Here is a 21,146-nt window from a genome sequence, read left to right on the forward strand (position 1 = left end):
ATCATGGCTTCTATTTCGGGCAACAAACCCAATTTCCAGACCACCGCTACTCAAAACAATTATCTGGTTCCGTTTATTCTTGTTACAAGTTTGTTCTTTTTGTGGGGCTTTGCCATTAGTATGCTAGACGTACTCAACAAGCACTTTCAGGAAACCCTCAGCCTTACCATCTCTCAATCTACCTGGGTACAGATTGTTACCTATGGGGCTTATTTCCTGATGGCACTGCCTGCCGGTATGTTCATGAAAAAATGGGGTTACAAAAAAGGCATTCTGGCCGGTTTGCTGCTTTATTCAGGGGGGGCATTTCTGGTGTATCCGGCCAGTGAGGCACAGTCGTGGACGTTTTTCCTAATTTCTTTATTTATATTGGCTTGTGGTCTGGCATTTCTTGAGACAGCGGCCAACCCTTATGCTACCGTTCTTGGCCCGCCAGAATCGTCAGAAAGACGTCTGAATCTGGCGCAGTCGTTCAATGGCCTGGGTGTTATTATCGGGCCACTGGTTGGCAGTATGCTGGTTTTCAGCGAACATAAACAGAGTATTGAAGAGGGCTTCAAATCTGTACAGCTACCTTATATGATTGTAGGTGGCGCCGTTCTGTTAATTGCACTGATGTTTCTGAGAACCCCCATGCCTGAAATTCAGGAGTCTGCCTCTGCTGCAGAAGATATGGGAGCCGACAACACTTCATTTGGCCGTTCTTTATCTGGCCTTTTTAGGCACAAACACTTTGTGCTTGGGGCATTTGCCCAGTTTTTAAACGTAGGTGTACAGGGTTGCGTATGGGGGCTGTTTATCAATTTTGTAATGGACGCCATCAAAGTTTCTAATATTGATGCTTCACGCTGGTTGTCGTTAGGTATGATTATATTCATGGTTGGCCGGTTTGCCGGTACATTCCTGATGCGCTACATTAAACCAAACATATTGTTGGGCATATATTCGCTGGGCATTGTTGCTTCTCTTTTGGTGGCATCTCAGGCAAAAGGGCAAATAGCAGTTAATGCCCTTATGGCATTTTTCTTTTTTCAGAGTATTACCTTCCCTACCATTTTCTCTTTAGGCGTAAAAGACCTGGGTAAATATACCAAGTTAGGGTCGTCATTCATCATTATGGGTATTGTAGGCGGCGCGGCGTTCCCTCCTATTATGGGTGCCATAGCCGACAGCACAGATATTGCTACCTCTTTATTATTACCAGTAGCCATGTTTGCCTACATTGCCTGGTATGGTTTCTCGGGTTCTAAAGTAAGCAGATAAGATATATTGAAATCAAAGGCAGGGTTTATTCCTGCCTTTGCTATATCAACACTACTATTCAATCTCTATGAAGTACATTGCATCTATCGACCAGGGTACAACCAGTACCCGCTGTATTATCTTCGACCGCAAAGGGAATATCGTTTCGGTTGGACAAAAAGAACATGAACAGATATACCCCAAGCCGGGTTGGGTTGAGCATAATCCGGAGGAAATCTGGAAAAACACGTTGGAAGTTATTGCCAGAGCCCGCATAGAAAAAAGCATTAAAACAGAAGACATTGCCGCTTGCGGTATTACCAATCAACGAGAAACCACAGTTGTATGGAACAAACGCACCGGTAAAGCCTATTACAACGCACTGGTTTGGCAAGATACCCGTGTAGATGAAACCGTAAAAGCGCTCACCAGAAGCCACGGTTCTGCGTTCTTTCAGGACCGCACCGGTCTGCCGCTGGCTACCTATTTCAGTGGCCTGAAAATCAAGTGGATTCTCGACAATGTGCCGGGGGTGAGAGAGGATGCCGAAAAAGGAAATGCCATTTTTGGCAACATGGATACCTACCTTATCTGGAACCTTACAGGAGGCATTAACGATGGTTTGCACATAACTGATGTTACCAATGCCAGCCGGACACAATTAATGAATCTGAAGTCGATGGCATGGGATGCCGAAATGGCAGAGATTATGAATATTCCATTGCAGATGCTACCTGAAATAGAGCCGAGCAGTAAGGTATATGGCCGCATTAAATCAGAAGTACTGGCTGGGATTCCGCTTGCCGGAGACCTAGGCGACCAACAAGCCGCCCTTGTGGGGCAAACCTGCTTTGAAGCAGGCGAAGCAAAAAACACCTATGGTACCGGCTGCTTTATGCTCATGAACACTGGCACTGAACTGGTACCCTCTAAACACGGATTATTAACCACTGTGGCGTATCAGTTTGAAAACCAGCCAGTGCATTATGCGCTGGAGGGGTCGGTGGCTATTGCCGGTGCATTGGTGCAATGGCTGCGCGACAACCTGGGTATTATTAAAAAAAGTACTGATATTGAACCTTTAGCCAAAAGTGTTGATGACAATGGCGGAGCTTACTTTGTACCGGCTTTCTCTGGCTTGTATGCCCCCTACTGGAAGTCATCGGCCAGAGGCGTAATGGCTGGCCTGACCCGCTATGTAAATAAAGGCCACATTGCACGTGCGGTATTAGAAGCTACTGCCTATCAGACAAAAGATGTACTCAATGCCATGGAAAACGACTCGGGCATTGAAATCAGTTCTTTGAGAGTAGATGGCGGCATGGTAGTGAATGAATTGCTGATGCAGTTTCAATCTGATATGCTGAAGGTTCCGGTCATTCGCCCTACTATGATTGAAACCACCGCCCTTGGGGCGGCCTACGCCGCAGGTTTAGCGGTAGGGTATTGGAAAAACTTCGACGATCTGATACAAAATTGGGGTGTAGACAAAACCTGGAAACCCAAAATGAAAGCCTTAGAAAGAAACAAACTCTACAAAGGCTGGAAAAAAGCGGTCAAACGGTCGTTCGACTGGGAGAAATAAAATATTATTAACAGAGGCGCAAATATCATCATGCGCCTCTGTTGCTTTATATAGTAAACAATATTTCGCTTCTTACCGCTCTATCATATTTCTCTTTATCAAACCTGTATAAGAACGGTGATTTAAAGGCCCCGCCTGTCCGTTTTTCAGGTAGTTTTTCCAGAATATCATAACTTAACACCAGCTTCTGGAAATTCCGTCGGTCTAGTTGTTTACCCAGAATAGTTTCATAAAGCCTTTGCAGTTCGGGCATGGTAAATTTTTCCGGCAAAAGGTTATAGCCTATCGGCTGATAACTCACTTGTCTACGCAGTGCTTTCAGAGCCATTTCAATCATATAGTTGTGGTCAAAAAGTAAATCAGGTATAGCGGAAATCTCCCACCAGCGGCATTCATCTGTGTACCAGTCAGGGGTAGCCATTACCTGCTCAAATTCAACAAGTGCCATATAGCCGATAGACACGTTGCGTTTCATGTATTTCTCGTCATAAAAATGTTTGCCGAAAGTCTGCTCCATTTTACTCATCAATACCTCCGGGTCAAATTTCTTATAGCGGTCAGTTTCTCCGAAAGTGTAAAATTGTTGTAGAAAAATCTCTTTAAGCCCTGTTCTTTCCTGCAAAATTCTGATAACCGCATCATTAACGGCCTCGTCCAGATAAATACGCCCACCCGGAAGGCTCCAGGAGTCGGTGCCCTTCCATTTAAGTAGCAGCACCTTCAGTTCTCCGGCATGAAATCCAAAAATCACACAATCAATTGATACTTCTTTTAATGTAGCTTCCAGATATTGTTTTAGTCGCGGGTCCATATCAGTGTTGGTTTCAGCCCAAAAATAAAAAAAATCTTTGTGTTTATTGTACACATTGAAAAATTCTCTATTATTGCGTAGTTTTTACACATTAGCATAATTATTTTTAAAACCAGAAAAATCCTATTACCTGTCTCTTTTATATTCAACCCTGCCTTTTACACCTGTTTTGCTCAGCCACCTTATTTTGTTTTATGGTTAGCAAAATTGATATAGGCAACACCCATAACCCGAACCTTTTACCCCCTGAGCGCAAAGTTTGAAAGAACAAACTATCACCCCGAAACTGTAATAAAAACTGATTGAAATTATGAGAACAATTATTAAAGGCCTTTTGCTAGGCATAATGCCACTGGCTATGCTGGCGCAGGTGCCTGAAGAAAACCGCTTTCAAAAAGTAACCCTTACCGAAAACCTGAATGAGCCGCTTGAACTGGCTGTGTTACCAGACGAACGCGTGCTATTTATTGAGCGCCACGGGCTGGTAAAGATGTACAGCCCCCTTACCAGAAAAACAACTACTATTGCCACTATTCCGGTTAGTACCAAGTACAACTTTGCAGATGGCGGGCAGCCTGAGGCAGAGGATGGATTACTGGGACTAAACATTGACCCCAGCTTTTCGAAAAACCACTGGGTTTATCTCTATTACTCTCCGGCCGGAAGTGAGCCCAAAAATGTTCTGGCACGCTTTGAATTGAAAGGCAGTACGCTTGACATGAACAGTAAAAAGATAATACTGGAAATACCCACCCAAAGAGACCAATGCTGCCATACCGGTGGCTCAATTGACTGGGACTCTGCCGGGAATCTGTATCTTTCAACCGGCGATAACACCAGCCCGAGGGCATCTGACGGCTATGCACCCATTGATGAGCGCCCCGGTCGCAGCCCTTACGATGCGCAGAAGTCTTCTGCTAACACCAATGACCTCAGAGGCAAGATTATCCGTATCCACCCTGAAGATGATGGCAGCTATACCATACCGGACGGTAACCTGTTTCCGAAAGGCACACCTAAAACACGCCCTGAGATATATACCATGGGCCACAGAAACCCTTACAGAATATCGGTTGATAAAAAGAATGGCTTTTTGTATTGGGGAGACGTAGGCCCAGATGCCGGAAAAGACTCAACAGGCCTTGGCCCGGCAGCTGAAGACGAGTTTGGGCAGGCCCGTAAGGCAGGTAATTTTGGCTGGCCTTATTTTGTTGGCGACAATAAAGCTTATTGGGACTTTGATTTTGCCAGCCTGAAATCGGGCGACAAGTTTAATCCTGAAAAACCAATCAATAATTCGCCCAACAATACCGGTCTGCTAGAGCTGCCCCCTGCGCAGAAAGCTTTTCTGTGGTATCCGGCAGCAGAATCAAAGAAGTTTCCTTTGTTTGGTGCAGGTGGCCGCAGTGCAATGGCCGGGCCGGTTTATAGAAAAGAAATGTTTGCCGGTGCCAAACGAGCGTTCCCTGACTATTACAACAACAAGCTATTCATTTATGAATGGATGCGCGACTGGATAATTGCCGTAACAATGAACGAGCAGGGCGACTACGTAAAAATGGAGCGTTTTTTACCTAATCTGAAACTGGAACACCCCATTGACATGGCTTTTGGGCCGAATGGGGATATGTACATACTGGAATACGGCCAGGGTTGGTTTGTGGCCAATCCGGAATCAAAACTTGTAAGAATTGAATACAACGGCGGTAATCGTAAACCAGTGGTAATTGCAATGGCAGATAAACAGGCTGGTGCTTTGCCACTTAAAGTAACGTTTTCGTCAATAGGAACAAAAGATTATGATAATGATGCACTGAAATATGAATGGAAAATAACGCCACAAGCGGGGGGCAATCCGGTAATTCTTACCGACCCAAACCCTACCTATACTTTCAGTAAGTTGGGCACTTATAAGGCGGCACTAACGGTAACAGATGCCCAAGGCCTTAAAGATACCAAAGAACTGATTATAAAGGCAGGAAACGAGCCACCACAGGTTTCTCTTGCGCTTTTGAGTGGCAACAAGACCTTCTTTTTCCCTGGCAAAGAGGTGCCTTACGAAGTGAAGGTATCTGACAAAGAAGATGGCAGCCTTGATAATAAACGTATACCGGCCGCCAAAGTGAAAATTACGGCTATTTATCAGGATGCCGAAGATACTCCCCAAGTTCAAGGGCATCAGGCAGCGCCGGTTACTTTTACAGCAGGCAAAAACCTGATTGACAAAAGCGACTGCAAAGCCTGCCATTTTCAGGATAAAAAATCAATCGGCCCCGCATTTACTGAGGTATCCAAAAAGTATAAGACCAATAGTAATGCCGTTGCTGTTTTATCTGACAAAATCATTAAAGGTGGCGCAGGTGTATGGGGCGACGTGGCCATGTCGGCCCATCCGAATATTGGCTTGCCCGAAGCCGGACAAATGGTAAAATATATCCTGAGCCTGGCAGATAAGCAAACACCCCCTGCTTTGTTACCGCCCAAAGGCACGTTTGCAACCAGAATACCAGAAGGGGTCGATGCCGGAAAAGGCGTCTTTAAAGTTAAGGCCTCTTATACTGACAAAGGCGCCAACGGGCTGCCTGCACAAACCACCGAAAAAACAGTGGTGCTGCAAAGCCCTACCATATTGCTTGGGCAAGCCCCGGAAACATCAAAAAACATCATGAAATTCAAGATGGGCGAAACCAATCTGTTGATAGTAACGGCGGCCAATACCTATGCGGCCTTCAAGAACATTGACCTCACAGACGTGAAAACCCTGCGCTTCATAATAGCAGCCCCCAAACAACAGCTAAACGCACAAGGCGGAATTGTAGAAGTGCATACCGGTTCACCGGATGGGCCGCTATTGGGCAAAACAGATTTCGTTGAGCCTAGTGACGACATGACCGCCTTCTCGGGTGCGAAACCACCCAAGACTTACCAGGTGCGTATCCCGGCCACTAATGGTTTCAGTGATTTGTACTTTGTTTTCAAAAACGACAAATCAAAAGGCGCTTTGTTTGTGCCTTTTTCAGTAACCTTCGAACCTTAATTTCAGAAATATCCATCATTTAATAATCAACTCATGAATACCCGTCGTCAATTTCTGAGCCAGTTAGGCCTTGCTACAGCAGGTCTAGGCTTGTCAAGCATGCTACCCGATACCCTTTTAGCAGCTGAATCAGCAAAAAAATTCACCTTCGAAATTTCACTGGCTGAGTTCTCATTTGCTTCAGAGTTATATACCGGCAAAATGAAAAACATGGATTTTCCGGCCAGAGCCAAAACCGAATTTGGTATTTCCGTCCTTGAATATGTTTCAGGGTTTTTCAACAATAAACATACCGACCAGGCCTACATGAAAGAGCTGAAACAGCGCTGCGATGACCTGGGCATGAAAAACCACCTGATTATGGTAGACGGTGAGAACATTGCATCGCTGGATGCTGCCAAGCGCCAGAAAGCGGTAGAAGCCCATTACGCATGGGTAGAGGCCGCAAAATATCTGGGTTGCACGTCTATCAGAGTTAACTGGGGTGATGCCATGTCGGCACTATCGGGTAAAGGCGAAGAAGGAAGCATGGAAGAAGTAGGCAAAGCCGCTGCCGAGGGGTATCAGAAACTATGCGATTTCGCAGCCAAAGCTGGCCTGAATGTAATTGTAGAAAATCACTTCGGATATTCAACCGACCCCGACTGGCTGGTGAGTGTGATGAAACAGGTAAAAGCAAAAAACAAAGGCTTTTTGCCTGACTTTGGTAACTTCTGTGCTGAAAGAAGCAAGCCTGCCACTATGGATCTGAAAGGCATTATGGCTACTAAATGCGTAAAAGAGTATGACAAGTATGACGGCGTACAGAAAATGATGCCTTACGCGAAAGGCATAAGCGCTAAAACCCATAAGTTTGGCCCAGATGGAGAAGATGTAGATACTGATTTCATCAGGATATTTAAAATTATTAAGGCTTCCGGCTGGACAGGCGGTTATGTAGGTATAGAATATGAAGGAGGCCTGATGCGAGACCTGGGCGGAGACACCAGTTACCTGCCCAATGCGGATGGCATAAAAGCCACCAAAAAGCTATTGGAAAAAGTACAGAAAGAACTGGCCTGATAGTAATCATTACATTTTTTAAAGCCATCAACGTTAACGCGTATGATGGCTTTATTTTTATAAACTATTGCTCTGAATCTATTACCTTTACTGTTTGTATATGTAAGCAATCACAGTTGCACCAATAGCAAAAACCATTTAAAAAGTATTACACTAAATACCGCTTTTGACAAGCACCGTTTCAATGAAAAAAACATTATTACTGTCGGCTACTTTATTATTTTTTCAAACCCTGGCATTGGCACAGGGCATTATGTGGGAACCCACCATAGAGACTGCCTTTGCCAAGGCGAAAGCTCAGAACAAACCGGTTTTTGTTGAATGCTATCATCCTAGCTGCCCCATTTGTATGAAGCTGGAACCAACCCTGAAAGATAATGAAGTGGGCAGGTTTTATAACCAGAATTTTATCAATTTCAAGTTGAATCTGAGCGATGCCCGGCAGGTAAAGTTTCTGAACGACAAAAAAATCTATCTGTTAAGCTACCCACTCTTTTTGTTTTTTGATAACAACCAGAACATCATTTATCTTAACGACCCTATCAATACACCCGGGAGCCTGATACAACATGGCAAAACTGCGCTTGACCCCGAGAGACAAACAGCCAACGCCTGGAAAAAATATCAGGCCGGTACCCGCGACGTAAACTCTATGATAGACCTGAGTTATCAATACAGGCTTACAAGAGACACTACCCGAAATTTAAGAATTGCCAATGATTTGTATGCGGTGTATCCGAAAGACAAACTGGGGTCAAAAGAAAGCTGGGCTATAGCCAAAAAATGTGTAATGGATATGGATAACGGCTTTGCCGAGTTCTGGATGAAGAATCTGGGAACGGCCCGTAAATATGAAGGAGAAGACGGTCATGCAGGCAATGAAACCAACGCTATGGCCCTGCTGATACAGATGGCCATTTATAGCCCCAAAGCCAGCAAATACTCAATGGCTAAAGTAAACAAAATTAAACAGTACATGACCCTTGTAGGTGCGGGGCAATACATAACCAGCAATACCTGGCACATTGAGGCACAGGCCATGATTCGTGAGCAGGGCCAAGACAAAGCCTTTACTTTTATACAGAACCAGGTGAGCCAGACAAAGCAGCCGCAAATGCTGGTTTATTACGTTACGTTTTACAACAATAATTTCCCTGACGGAAAATATGCTTCGCAGGTAAGAAACTGGCTGAATATAGCACAGCCCCAGCTGAGCTCAGCCCAAGACCTTACCAATTACAGATATGAGTCGGCTCGTTTGTATAAAAAAGCAGGCGATAAAGCTAAAGCAAAGCAGGAAATTGCTCAGGCTAAAACTACACTTGGTAATGCCAGGGCCAACGCTAAAGATGCAAATAGCAGAAATGTAGTGGAGAGCCTGTCGAAAAACATTGATAAACTGGCCGCTGAAGTAAATTAACAGCCATTTTAAACCCCATAAAAAAAGGTCTCTGTAGTTTTACAAAGACCTTTTTTAAGGCAATGCCCTTAATGAAATTAGTTTTTCTTAGGAGCAGGAGTAGTAGCCGGAGCCGTTGTTGTATTACCAGCTGCTTGTTTGGCAGGAGGCGTAACACCTAATTTTTTGAAAACCAGGTCTGAAATATTATCAGCATCAGGAGCAACTAACAAGATAGGCGTAGTACCAGGGCCTGCATCTGTATTAAATACATACACATAACCGCTTTCTTTAGCTACTTCTTTAATAGTTTTGTCAATTTTATCTAAAACCGGAGCCAGCAATTGTTGTTGTTTTTGTTGCAAAGCAGTTTCAGAATTTTGTTGAAATTCCTGAATTGCATTGTTTTGGTTTGTCAATTCTTTCTCGCGGTCAGCTCTGATTACCGGCGACATAGTTGCCTGGTTTTTTTGGTAATCTTCATATTTCTTTTGAAAATCCGTGATTTTATCCTGCAACAATTTGTCGTATTGTGCTTTTTCGGTTTTCAATTTAGTTTCTATATCTTTAGCATCGGGTAAGTTGTTAAGAATAAAATCTACGTTAGTATATCCGATTTTTTGTTGAGCATTCGCAGTAATACCGACAAACATTAAAGCCGCAATCAACGAGGCAAAAAGCTTTGTTTTCATTTTGTTACTATTTTTTTGGTTTGGTTACTTGGTTATTTTGATTTTTATCTTCCTTTAAGGAAATCCCCAGGGCCTCCATTACGTAATCTGTGTAATCGTGGCGGGGGTCGGTGTAAATCATGCTCATATCTGAGGCCTTGTCAAATATAAACATTAATTGTTTCTGGCGGGCAACTTTCTCACAAGCTTTGTAGATGTCGTCCATGATTGGCTTCATTATTTCCTTTTTTTTGGCAAATAAAAGGCCGTTCATTCCAAAAACTTTGTTGTTTAACTCTTTTACTTCTTTTTCTTTATCATCCAGCGCTTTCTGCCGCTCCCGCTTCATCTCGGCTGTCAGGAGAATCTCTTCCCGTTGAAACTGCTGCCGCATTTTTTCTAATTCTTCGTACTTGCCCTGCACATCCAGCACCCATTTTTCAGAATATTTCTCCATCTCGTCCTGGGCTTTTTTGTATTCGGGCATCTTGCTGGTAATGAACTCCGAATCAATGTACCCAAACTTTTGTGCAAAAGACTGAATAGAAAAGAGTGCCAAAAATAGCAAAATAATTGTCTTTTTCATTCAAAATTAATTACGAATGGATAATATTTTCTTCTCTGGTTAAATACTAACGTCTTTTTCTGCTCTTAATTGCCTTATTAACGCCGTTCAATCAGGGCTGGTGTACTATTAACAGATATTAACAAAAATGCCCTTTGTTATCTGATTTGCTGACCAATACTGAATGTAAACGATTTTAAACCGCGGTTCGGGATACCCGGAATCGGGTCAAATCCTTGTCCGAAGTCAAGACCAAGCAAACCAAACGCAGGCATGAAAATCCTGGCGCCCACACCGGCAGTACGACGTAACTTGAACGGGTTAATATCTTTATAACTACCCCAACTGTTACCCGCTTCGGCAAACACCTGTAAGAATATAGTTGCCTGTGGGTTCAATGATACCGGGTAGCGGATTTCGGCTGTATATTTACTGTAAGCCAAACCACCCAGACGGCTCAGTGTGATTTCTCCTTTTCTGTATCTTTCGGCCTCATCCATCGACAGCTCATGTACAACGCCTTCGTCGTATCCGCGCAAACCTATCAGTTCAGCACCTACGTTCATGGCATTCTGCATACCAAGACCGGCACCTCCGAGAATGAAACGGCCAAACGGGCTGTAGTCTGAACCAGAGCTGTATTTTCCAAGGAAACCAAGGTTAGCTTTGGCGTGCAAGATAAACTTACCTACAATTGGCGTATACCAGTCGCCATCAAACATCCATTTATGTCCTTCAATCCACTTAAATTTGTCGGTGGTTGGTGTGCCTCTCAGAATTGAGTAAGGCGGGTTAAAAGTAGCCGATAAAGTAAACTGAGAGCCGGAACGTGTAAACTGCGGGTTATCAAGCGCATATCTTGATATGGCTGTAATCAACGACAGGTCGTTCGCTACTCCCTTCTGGAAACCCGGAATAAAGTAACTGTTATCTACATTATATCTTTGGTACGACAACGAGGCATTGAAACTGAAGTTTCTGTCGGGCCAGTTAAGGCGTTTACCATACGTAAGCGACGCCCCGGTGTTTTTAAAGTACCCATTATAAATACTTGCCCCGCCTAACATTGAAAGATAAGGCGAATTGGCTCCGTATTGTCTTTCAAGCGCTCTCTGATACGCACGGTTGTCAGACGAAGTATGGAAGACACTCACTGTAAATGAGTTTGGTTTTTTGCCACCCAGCCAGGGCTCTGTAAATGAAACAGAGTAGGTTTGATAGAACCTGCCGCTGGCCTGCACACGCAATGCCAGTTTTTGGCCGTCTCCGGCAGGTAAAGGCCGCCATTTGTTCAGGTTGGTGATATTTTTGGCAGAAAAGTTATTGAACACAACCCCAAAAGTACCCACAAAACCCTGCAAACCACCCCAACCGCCAGAAAGCTCAATGTTATCACTTGGTTTTTCTTCAACGTTATATTCAATATCAACTGTGCCATCTGCCTGAGGAATAGGCTTTGGCTCAATTTTCTGTGGGTCAAAGTAATTCATACGGGCCAGTATCTGTTGAGACTCTATCAATTCAGTTTTGCTGAATTTCTGACCCGGACGGGTCAATAGCTCTCTCATGATTACATGGTCGCTTGTTTTGGTATTACCATTCAGAATGATACGGTTAATGGTAGCCTGCTTGCCTTCAATAATACGCATTTCGATATCAATCGAGTCGCCATCAACGGCTACTTCAATCGGCGTACAGCTAAAGAACAGGTAGCCGTCGTCCATATACATAGAACTCACGTCTCCCTGCGGAATCCCGTTTATGCGTTTATTTAAATCTTCAGGGTTATATACGTCTCCTTTTTCAACCCCCAGTATTCTTTGCAGGTCTTCAGTTTTACGGAGGTAGTTACCTGTCCAGGTAATTTTACGGTAATAAAACTTATGGCCTTCATTAATATTCAGCACAATGTTCAGGTTGCGGCCATCTGGCGAATACACCGAATCTGATGTAACCTGGGCATCACGATACCCTTTTTTGTTATAGTATTCTACCAGCTTCTGTTTATCTTCTTCAAACTTTTTAGGTACAAATTTTGAGGGCGTAAAAATTCTCAGCGGCGCTTTTATTTTGGTACTTTTCAGCTTGGCCAATACACGCCAGTCTGGCATTTCTTCTACGCCATTCAGTTTGATATCGTTTATTTTTACTTTCTTTTTCTTATCAATACTTACAATCAACGTGGCATTGTTTGCTCTGATGGTATCTGATACCTGTTTGATTTGAACATTGGTGTTAAGAAACCCTTTATCGACATAGATTTTCTTGATAGTAAGCTGAATATTTTTGATAAGGGCATCTGTTATTACTTTTCCCTTATTCGATTTCACCTTGTCGCTTACGGTTTCAATTTCACCTTTACGTAAACCTTTAAAGGTAAATTTATTTAGGCGGGGTCTTTCGCGCAGGTTGATATCCAGCTCCACTTTTCCACCTTCTATTTTAACAATGTTTATGGCAACGTCTTCAATGATACCCTGCTCCATCAGCCTGCGGATGGCCGTACTGATTCTTTCGCCGGGAATGGAAATTTTATCGTTTACGTTCAGCCCGGAAACTGAGATAAGGGTGTTTGGGTCGAGGAATTTAACACCGCTGACAGTAATTTTTGATATGGTGTATTCCTGAGGCCGTTCATAGCTAACGCCATTGGCAGACTGCGCGCCCTGCCGCCCAACACCAATTCTTAATTGAGCAAAAATTTCTGTTGAAGAAAACAAAAGTGCAATAAAAAGGAAGCCTTTTTTTAATCTGATAGTGGGTATCCCGGAAAAGGGTTGGTTAAACTGATACTTTTTACTTGTAAAGATCATCATTTTATTTTTTATACCTCTTTTAAGACAGGAGGTAATTGCTCACTTGTTTTTCCGAAGCGTCTTTCGCGCTGCTGGTATTGATAAATCGCCTCGAACAGGTGTTGTTTGCGAAATTCGGGCCAAAATAAATCGTCTATGAAATACAATTCTGCATAGGCCAGTTGCCAGAGCAGATAATTACTGATGCGGTGGTCGCCGCCTGTACGAATCATCAGATCCACGTCAGGGGCGTCGCCGGTGGCCAGAAACTGAGCAAAAACATCTTCGTTTATGTCTTCAAGAGCCAGTTTACCCTCTTTTACCTGGCTTGCAATTTTTCTGGCTACTTCTACTATCTCCCATTTGCCACTATAACTTAGTGCCAGTGTTAAGGTAAGGCCTGTATTGCTTTTAGTCAGCTCTATTGATTCTTTTAATTTCTTCTGCGCAGATTTGGGTAGTGAGTCCAGGTCTCCGATAGCTTTCAGACGAACATTATTCTTGTTTAGGTCGGGTACTTCTTCACCAATGGTTCTGATAAGCAATTGCATGATACCGTCTACTTCAAGCTTCGGCCGGTTCCAGTTTTCTGTTGAAAACGTGTATAAAGTAAGGTATTTTACGCCAAGCTCTACACAGGCTTCAACTGACTCTCTCACTGCCTTGATACCATGATGATGCCCGAAAATACGCATGGCACCCTGCTTTTTAGCCCATCGACCGTTGCCATCCATTATAACGGCTATGTGTTTGGGTAAATTGCTTAAATTAATGTTTTCTTTCACGTAAAAAAACTATTATCAATGGTGAATTATCAACCAAACGTAGTGTCAATTGATGAAAAGGATTGCAAAGTTAGGAAAAAAGAACTGTCATTGATAAGTTTTTACCGATTTGTAGACTTTTGTTATAATTTTTTAACAAAAAACAGCAGAATCTTTCGCCAAAGTACATAAAACAGAAAAGTTATCGTCTGACCGGAGGGCAATAAATCTTATAAAATACATAACTGATACTGAAATTGGTATAGTAGTACATGTCTTTTGTTCTTGTTCCGGGTACTTGTGTTTTAAGGTTATATTTTACAATATTATCAATACCTGTGTTTAAGTTAGTGTTGTAGACCCCATCTTTGTTATAGCCCAGGCCATCCACAAAGTCATCGTTAATCCAGCGCGTGCCAAACTCCATTCCCCAGTTCCAATGCGGGCTCAGTTCTTTTTTAAATCCAATACCGAGAATCCATGCATTGGTACGTGTGTCGCTGTATCCGCTGGTATAATAAAATGAAGGCAGTAAAATATCTGAATAACTTCTGATATTGTAATTAGTAGAACGAATGGTAAAAGCTGCGCCGCCAAAAACATAAGGAGACCAGTTAGTGGCATTACGGGAAGAGCTGGTTCGGAAGTTCAGAAAATTATATTCAATCTGGCCACCCATTTCCAAAATTCTGGCATTAAAATTAAAACCCCGTGTTCTGTGATACACATCGTCCATGTCGCTGTCATTTGCATGAACCCTGCCTGCAACCACGTTAGCCTTTAATGAGATGGAGCGGCTTATGTTCATCCGCCCGAACAGGTTGGCACCAGGGTCAACCACGAAGGGCTTATATTTGGGTAGTACGTCTCCTTTATAGTTAAGCCCGCCTACACCTGCGCCGATTTCAAATATCTGCGCATGTAGTTTGGGCAAAGCCGCAATGAGTATTACCAGTACAAGACTTTTTTTCACCAGAATTTTATACTAAAAATAAAAAAATTTTATCTGAGTGGCGGGCATTTGATGCCATCGCCAATAATATAACTCAATGTAATTTGGCTCAGGAAATAGCTATCCCATCTTGAGCCGCCTCTCACGGTACCTGCTGAATAGCCGCTACCATTAACAAAAGGCGTCTGGCCTGCTGGCGCACCAAATTTAGTTTGAACAATGTACTGGAAATCTTCCACGCGGCTCTTGCCGGTAGCTGCTGAAAAATTCTCAGAATATCTGTTTGAGAACGCCGCTGATTCAGGTGAAGGATAAGTAGCCGGGTATGTGGCATCACCTACATCATCCAGATAATCAAACGGAGTTATTCTGAAGCCGCCTTCCAGGTTTATATCAAACTTCTGGTTTACTCTTATTTTAAAGCCTAAACCCACCGGAACTACCGCCTGAACCAAAGAGTACGGCTTTGGCCCACCCGACCCCTGGCCTGATGTCTGTAAATCTTTCAGAGGAATCCATTTGCCTAATCCTTTATAGCCGCCTGTTGCATCTGTTGCCGACTCTCTGGCTTTGGGGTTATGGGCATAAAAGCCAATTCCTAAAACGGCATAAGGCATAACCAGATTTCTGTTCTTTTGCCCTTTGGCTGCCGACGGTAAAAGATTAAACAAGCCCGATACGGTAAACTCTTTTATATCGTTTCTGAAATGCAGGTTTCTCATGTATGTTTTATAAAACCTGTCTAAATCTCTTTTGCCATAAGTATAGTCGTCGCCGGCTATCCGGGCATAAGTAAATGAAAACCTGGCTGCTACCTGCGACGAAAAATGCCATGTATAATTAAGTGTACCGTTCCAGCGTACATTGGTAATCAAACCATAATAGAATGTACCGTAAGGCGACAAGTCTCCGAAATAATGTGATGAACCAACTCCGATTCCAACGGTCGAATACTGATACATCTTATTTTTATTACTAAAAATGTTTAACTGCGCGTTGGATTCTGATATACCCGTCAGTAACAAAGAAATACACAGCACACCGCTTAATAATGCTTTTTTCATGTTGTGAGTTTTCATCTAAATTAGCAAAGCTAGTCTGAAATAGTTAACGTATGTTCAAATAAAATATTATCAGTTACGGGCATCTACACCCCATTTAAGTTTATTTCTGAGGGTGTTCAGAAAATTATTGCCATCAATACGAATCATTCTGGCTTTGAAGCTCTCCTTTTTCACAACAATGGTGTTGTCGTCTTCTGTTGCAATGATTTTGGCGCGCGAGTCCATAGACACCAGATAATTATTACTGCGGCTTTCTACTTTTAAAGAAATAACGCTGCTGTCAGACACAATCATGGGCCTCACAAAGAGGTTATGCGGGCAAATAGGCGTTATAATAAAATTGGCAGAATGCGGCATTACCAAAGGCCCGCCACAGCTGAGCGAGTATCCGGTTGAGCCTGTTGCTGTTGCTACCATCAGGCCGTCAGCCCAATATGTATTCAGAAATTCGCCGTTAATGTAGGCATGCACCACTATCATTGACGACGTATCTGTTTTAGATATGGCCACTTCGTTCAATGCAAAATTCATGCCTTCTTCAAATATTTCAGCGTCTGACGACGCGCACAGCATGGTTCGCTCATCAATGTCGTACTCGCCGTTTACCAGCTGGCCAATAGTGGTTTCAATCTGCTCATAAGAGACCGCCGCCAGAAAACCCAGACGGCCAAAATTAAAACCCAGAATGGGAATTTCGCGCTTGCCCACGTGCGACAGCGTCTCCAGAAAAGTGCCGTCTCCGCCCAGGCTGAAGGCGAGGTCGGCGTTGAAAATTTCCTGCGAAGAGGTGTACACATTTTTACACTTCAGCTGGATGCCCGATTGCAGCAAAATACGTTTGAAGGACTCTGACAGCTGGATTTCAACCTGATGTTTGTCTAGTTCATCAAAAACCTGCTGTACGTGAGGTACAGACTCCACATTGAATTTTCGACCGTGAATGGCGATTTTCATTAGGAATTATATTAAAATTGCTGTTAAAACGGGCATTGAAGTGCAAAGATGCCAAAAAACTGTCACATCTGAAATCTCCTGCAAAGGTATGATTTAATTCTTGATTCCCGAAAATACAATCTGCTTATACCTGCGTATTGCCCCAATTTATCTGCAAACCCGGTTTACAACGTGGCAGCCAGCTACTACAAATTAAATGTTTCACCCTGCGCCGGTATCAGAACCTGATTAAACCCTGCCAGCATCAGGCGGTTCTTAAAGGCCAACTGACTGGGCAAATCGCCGTGAACCAAAAACAGTTGCTTTACTTTTGAGGCATTCTGGCAGCTCAGGTAGGCTATCAGTTCTGAGTAATCGGCATGGGCTGAAAAAGAATCCATTATTTCTATGTGCGCGTTTACCCGGTGTACTTCACCAAAAATTTTAACGTGCTTGGGTTGAAGCTTCAAAGCCGCACCCAGGCTTTCGGGCGAGCAATAACCTACCAGCAATATGGTATTATTGTGGTTTTCTATATTATTGGCAATATGATGCTTGATTCGCCCTGCCTCTGCCATGCCCGACGCCGAAATAATAACGCAAGGTTCTTTTGAGGCGTTCAGGGCCTTAGACTGGTTTACCTCGCTGATGTAATGCAGGTTATCAAAGCCGAAGGCATCTCCGTCATGTTTAATATAGCCCAGTATTTCCGGGTTAAAGCATGACTCATTTCGCTTCATTACCATAGTGGCTTTAACGGCCAGCGGGCTGTCTACATATACTGGTATTTTGGGGAGCTGCCCCTCACTGTATAGTTGGTCCAGGGCATATACCAGCTCTTGTGTGCGGTCTACGGCGAAGGCCGGAATTATCAACTTACCTTTCCGTACAACGCAGGTGTCATGCACCACTTTCAAAAGGTGCGCCTTCATGTCTATTTCTGGCTCATGCAGGCGGTCGCCGTAGGTTGACTCACATATAATGTAATCTGCCTGTGGGAATGGCTCAGGGCTACGCAGGATTTTATCATTCGGCCGACCGACATCACCTGTAAAAAATATTGTTTTGGTTTCTTCGGCTTCTTCAAATGTCAGGTAAATACCAGCGCTGCCCAAAATGTGGCCGCTGTCAAAATACTCCACCTTAACGCCCTCTTCCAGATAAAATGGCGTATGGTAATCAACGGTTTTAAATAACGCAAGGGCCGCTTTTACGTCTTCTTCGTCATAAAGCAGTTCCAGTAAGGGTTCACCTCTCTTTTGCCTTCTTTCGTTAATCCGCTCCAGGTCTTTTTCCTGTATGTAGGCCGAATCGAACAACATTATTTCACAAAGGTCTTTGGTAGCATAAGTGGCATATATATCGCCTTTAAAGCCTTTTTTTACTAATCTAGGCACCAGACCCGTGTGGTCTATATGTGCGTGGCTCAGCACCAGCACATCAATTTCTTTAGGGTCAAACCCAAACTGCAGGTTCAGGTCAGAAGTGTTAATTCCCTGAAATAATCCGCAGTCTAACAAAATTCTGGTTCCTTTTCGGGTAGTAATCAGGTGTTTGCTACCCGTTACGCGCTGTGCGGCTCCGTGAAATTGAATTTTCATAATATTTTCAAATAATATTTATGTCGGTTAAAACTTTTCTGATGGCCAGACTCAGGAATAAGCATTGGCATTTTGACAAATGTATTTATAAATATTTTTACTTACCGAATTGACTGCTAATTTTGACGAAAATTTACGCAGGTAAACAAACTTTAATCCATAAATTTCTTTAAGATGTTTCGTCTTGACAATAAAGTAGCTATCGTAACCGGAGGAGCAAGCGGCATAGGTCTTTCCATTTCCAGATTATTCGCCAAACAAGGAGCAACCGTACACATATTTGAATTGAACATTGACCAGGCCGAGCGTGAAGCCGACCTCATAAACGCCAATGGAGGTGAAGCCTATTTTCATAAAGTTGATATTTCGAAACAGAAAGAGGTAAAAAAGGTAATTGATAAAATAGCCAAAGAAAACGCCATTGATATTCTGGTTAATAACGCAGGTATAGCACACATAGGAAACGTGGAAACCACCAGCGAAGAAGACTTTGAGAAGGTTTTTAATGTAAACGTAAAAGGCACTTACAATTGCCTGCAGGCGGTTATACCGCATTTGAAAAACAAAGGCGGTGTAATACTGAACATGGCCTCTATTGCAGCAACAGTGGGTATACCAGACAGGTTTGCCTACTCTATGAGCAAAGGCGCTGTTTATACCATGACCCTGCAGGTAGCAAAAGATTACCTGAAATACAATATCCGCTGCAATAGTATTTCACCAGCACGGGTACATACGCCTTTTGTAGATGGTTTTCTGAAAAAAACGTATCCGGGAAAAGAAAAAGAAATGTTCGATAAACTTTCAAAAACCCAGCCCATAGGCCGCATGGCTAAGCCTGAAGAGATTGGCTCGCTGGCGGTTTATCTGTGTTCAGACGAGGCCGGATTCATTACCGGCTGCGATTACCTGATTGACGGTGGCTTTGTACGCCTGAACAATTAAACGCAACAGGTATTTAAGATTTGAAACAGATTGCCGCGCACACTTGTTCTATTGAAAATTATTCGAATTTTATCTCATGCGAAAAGTAGATTTTTTAGTGATTGGTTCCGGTATTGCGGGTTTAAGCTTTGCACTCAAAGCTGCCGCTAAAGGAAAGGTTTTGATTTTAACGAAAGTAAATGCCGACGAAACCAATACTAAATATGCACAGGGTGGCATTGCTGCTGTTTTTGACCCCGAAACCGATTCTTTTGAAAAACACATCAACGATACCCTTATTGCCGGAGACGGACTCTGCGACAGAAAAACCGTAGAAATTGTTGTAACAGAGGGGCCAGACCGAATTCAGGAATTGATTGATTATGGTACTAATTTTGATAAACACGGCTCTGAATATGATTTGACACGCGAAGGGGGGCATTCTGAAAAAAGAATACTGCATTATAAAGACGTAACGGGCAAAGAGATTGAAAGGGCACTACTGGAGCAAGTGGAGAAAAATGAGAATATTGAGATTCTGACACATTATTATGCCGTAGAAATAATTACTCAGCACCATTTAGGTGTTGAGGTTACCCGCGAAACCAATGACATTAACTGCTTTGGCGTATATGCGCTCAATGTGCATACTGGCCAGGTAGAAACCATTCTATCTAAAGTTACACTAATGGCTACAGGTGGGGCTGGCAACATTTATTCGGCCACAACTAACCCCGTAATAGCCACCGGAGACGGCATTGCTATGGTTTACAGAGCCAAAGGCCGTGTGCGCGATATGGAGATGATTCAGTTTCATCCGACCTCTCTTTACAACCCCGGCGAATACCCGAGTTTTCTGATTACTGAGGCCGTAAGAGGCGAGGGAGGAGTGCTTAAAAACAAAAAGGGTGAAGAGTTTATGCAAAACTACGACCCCCGCGGCTCACTGGCACCCCGCGATATAGTGGCACGCTCAATAGATGCGGAAATGAAGAAATCGGGGGAAGACCATGTTTACCTAGACATATCGTTCAAACCAAAAGAACTAATTCTGCAGCACTTTCCTAATATCTACGAAAAATGCCTGAGCATTGGTATTGACATTACCCGAGACATGATTCCGGTTGTACCTGCTGCCCACTATTTGTGCGGAGGCATTTTGGTTGATGAGTTCGGCCGTTCTACTATTCAGAGACTGTTTGCCTGTGGCGAGTGTTCTTCAACCGGCCTGCATGGCGCCAACCGCCTGGCTTCTAATTCGTTGCTAGAAGCGGCCGTTTTCGGCAACAGAATAGCACTCATGGCTATTGATGAAGTAGATAAAATAAGATTTCAGGAAAACGTACCCGACTGGAACGAGTTCGGAACCGAGCAGTCGAACGAAGAAATTCTGGTTACCCATAACCTGCGCGAACTGCAAAGAATGATGTCTGACTATGTGGGGATTGTACGTTCTGATTTCAGACTAGAAAGGGCATTTCGGCGTTTAAAGCTAATTAAAGACGAAACAGAAGAGTTTTATAAAAAAACCAAGCTATCGGTAAAGCTTTGCGAACTGCGAAACCTGGTACAATGTGCCGAACTGGTAATTAAATGCGCCATGAAGCGCAAAGAAAGCCGCGGTTTGCACTACACTACCGATTATCCGTACAAGTTAGGCGGCAAACCCGAAAATTCGGTCTTGTAGGGTTTGGGGTATCAATGCAAATTGAGTATATTTGATTTCTGTTCAAATCCTTAA

At 43.4% G+C, this 21,146-nt stretch carries 16 protein-coding genes; 7 read left to right on the top strand and 9 right to left on the bottom strand.

All coding sequences use genetic code 11. From position 1 onward, the window contains the following. The first annotated feature begins 3 nt into the window (after positions 1 to 3). A complete protein-coding gene (gene fucP, locus C0V77_RS02995) occupies positions 4 to 1,263 on the top strand; it encodes an L-fucose:H+ symporter permease (protein WP_101724812.1) in 1,260 nt (419 codons plus the stop codon). 67 nt (positions 1,264 to 1,330) lie between these two features. After that, positions 1,331 to 2,827 (top strand): glycerol kinase GlpK, encoded by a 1,497-nt coding sequence (gene glpK, locus C0V77_RS03000; protein ID WP_101724813.1) that lies wholly within the window; start codon positions 1,331 to 1,333, stop codon positions 2,825 to 2,827. Between the two features lie 46 nt (positions 2,828 to 2,873). On the opposite strand, the gene C0V77_RS03005 is transcribed toward glpK, so the two are convergent. Continuing rightward, positions 2,874 to 3,638, bottom strand: coding sequence for an NrtR DNA-binding winged helix domain-containing protein (locus C0V77_RS03005; protein ID WP_101725040.1), 765 nt, complete (start codon positions 3,636 to 3,638; stop codon positions 2,874 to 2,876). A gap of 310 nt (positions 3,639 to 3,948) precedes the next feature. Between C0V77_RS03005 and C0V77_RS03010 the strand changes: the two genes are divergently transcribed. The 3 genes from C0V77_RS03010 to C0V77_RS03020 all read left to right on the top strand — a co-directional run bounded on the left by C0V77_RS03010 (position 3,949) and on the right by C0V77_RS03020 (position 9,157). Next, positions 3,949 to 6,675 carry a PQQ-dependent sugar dehydrogenase gene (locus C0V77_RS03010; protein ID WP_101724814.1) on the top strand — a complete coding sequence of 909 codons (2,727 nt, stop codon included), beginning with the start codon at positions 3,949 to 3,951 and terminating at the stop codon, positions 6,673 to 6,675. Between the two features lie 33 nt (positions 6,676 to 6,708). After that, positions 6,709 to 7,737 (top strand): sugar phosphate isomerase/epimerase, encoded by a 1,029-nt coding sequence (locus C0V77_RS03015; protein WP_101724815.1) that lies wholly within the window; start codon positions 6,709 to 6,711, stop codon positions 7,735 to 7,737. A gap of 184 nt (positions 7,738 to 7,921) precedes the next feature. Continuing rightward, complete coding sequence (locus C0V77_RS03020) at positions 7,922 to 9,157, top strand: thioredoxin family protein (protein ID WP_101724816.1); 1,236 nt, start codon at positions 7,922 to 7,924, stop codon at positions 9,155 to 9,157. A 77-nt stretch (positions 9,158 to 9,234) separates the two neighbouring features. Here the strand turns inward: C0V77_RS03020 and C0V77_RS03025 are convergent, their stop codons facing one another. The 8 genes from C0V77_RS03025 to C0V77_RS03060 form a co-directional block, all read right to left on the bottom strand. Further along, entirely contained in the window at positions 9,235 to 9,828 is a 594-nt protein-coding gene (locus C0V77_RS03025) for an OmpH family outer membrane protein (RefSeq protein ID WP_101724817.1), read from the bottom strand. A 7-nt stretch (positions 9,829 to 9,835) separates the two neighbouring features. After that, positions 9,836 to 10,393, bottom strand: a complete 558-nt coding sequence (locus C0V77_RS03030; protein WP_101724818.1) for an OmpH family outer membrane protein — start codon at positions 10,391 to 10,393, stop codon at positions 9,836 to 9,838. A gap of 137 nt (positions 10,394 to 10,530) precedes the next feature. Further along, positions 10,531 to 13,185, bottom strand: a complete 2,655-nt coding sequence (gene bamA, locus C0V77_RS03035; RefSeq protein WP_101724819.1) for an outer membrane protein assembly factor BamA — start codon at positions 13,183 to 13,185, stop codon at positions 10,531 to 10,533. 11 nt (positions 13,186 to 13,196) lie between these two features. Next, positions 13,197 to 13,952: an isoprenyl transferase gene (locus C0V77_RS03040; RefSeq protein WP_101724820.1), complete on the bottom strand. Its 756-nt coding sequence runs from the start codon at positions 13,950 to 13,952 to the stop codon at positions 13,197 to 13,199. Positions 13,953 to 14,133: 181 nt separating this feature from the next. Then, positions 14,134 to 14,904, bottom strand: a complete 771-nt coding sequence (locus C0V77_RS03045) for a DUF6089 family protein (protein WP_158237874.1) — start codon at positions 14,902 to 14,904, stop codon at positions 14,134 to 14,136. 29 nt (positions 14,905 to 14,933) lie between these two features. Continuing rightward, the gene (locus C0V77_RS03050) at positions 14,934 to 15,947 is read right to left on the bottom strand and encodes a DUF6089 family protein (RefSeq protein ID WP_101724822.1); all 1,014 of its coding nucleotides are present in this window, start codon (positions 15,945 to 15,947) and stop codon (positions 14,934 to 14,936) included. A 69-nt stretch (positions 15,948 to 16,016) separates the two neighbouring features. After that, positions 16,017 to 16,901, bottom strand: coding sequence for an NAD kinase (locus C0V77_RS03055; protein WP_101724823.1), 885 nt, complete (start codon positions 16,899 to 16,901; stop codon positions 16,017 to 16,019). A 185-nt stretch (positions 16,902 to 17,086) separates the two neighbouring features. Next, positions 17,087 to 18,481, bottom strand: a complete 1,395-nt coding sequence (locus C0V77_RS03060; protein ID WP_101724824.1) for an MBL fold metallo-hydrolase RNA specificity domain-containing protein — start codon at positions 18,479 to 18,481, stop codon at positions 17,087 to 17,089. A gap of 174 nt (positions 18,482 to 18,655) precedes the next feature. On the opposite strand from C0V77_RS03060, the gene C0V77_RS03065 reads away from it, so the two are divergent. Then, entirely contained in the window at positions 18,656 to 19,426 is a 771-nt protein-coding gene (locus C0V77_RS03065) for an SDR family NAD(P)-dependent oxidoreductase (RefSeq protein ID WP_101724825.1), read from the top strand. Positions 19,427 to 19,502: 76 nt separating this feature from the next. Continuing rightward, on the top strand, positions 19,503 to 21,092 hold the full coding sequence (gene nadB / locus C0V77_RS03070; protein ID WP_101724826.1) for an L-aspartate oxidase: 1,590 nt from the start codon (positions 19,503 to 19,505) through the stop codon (positions 21,090 to 21,092). The last annotated feature ends 54 nt before the right edge of the window (positions 21,093 to 21,146 follow it).

Origin of the sequence: Emticicia sp. TH156 (assembly GCF_002855535.1) — a bacterium.
GTDB classification, from domain to species: domain Bacteria; phylum Bacteroidota; class Bacteroidia; order Cytophagales; family Spirosomataceae; genus Emticicia; species Emticicia fluvialis.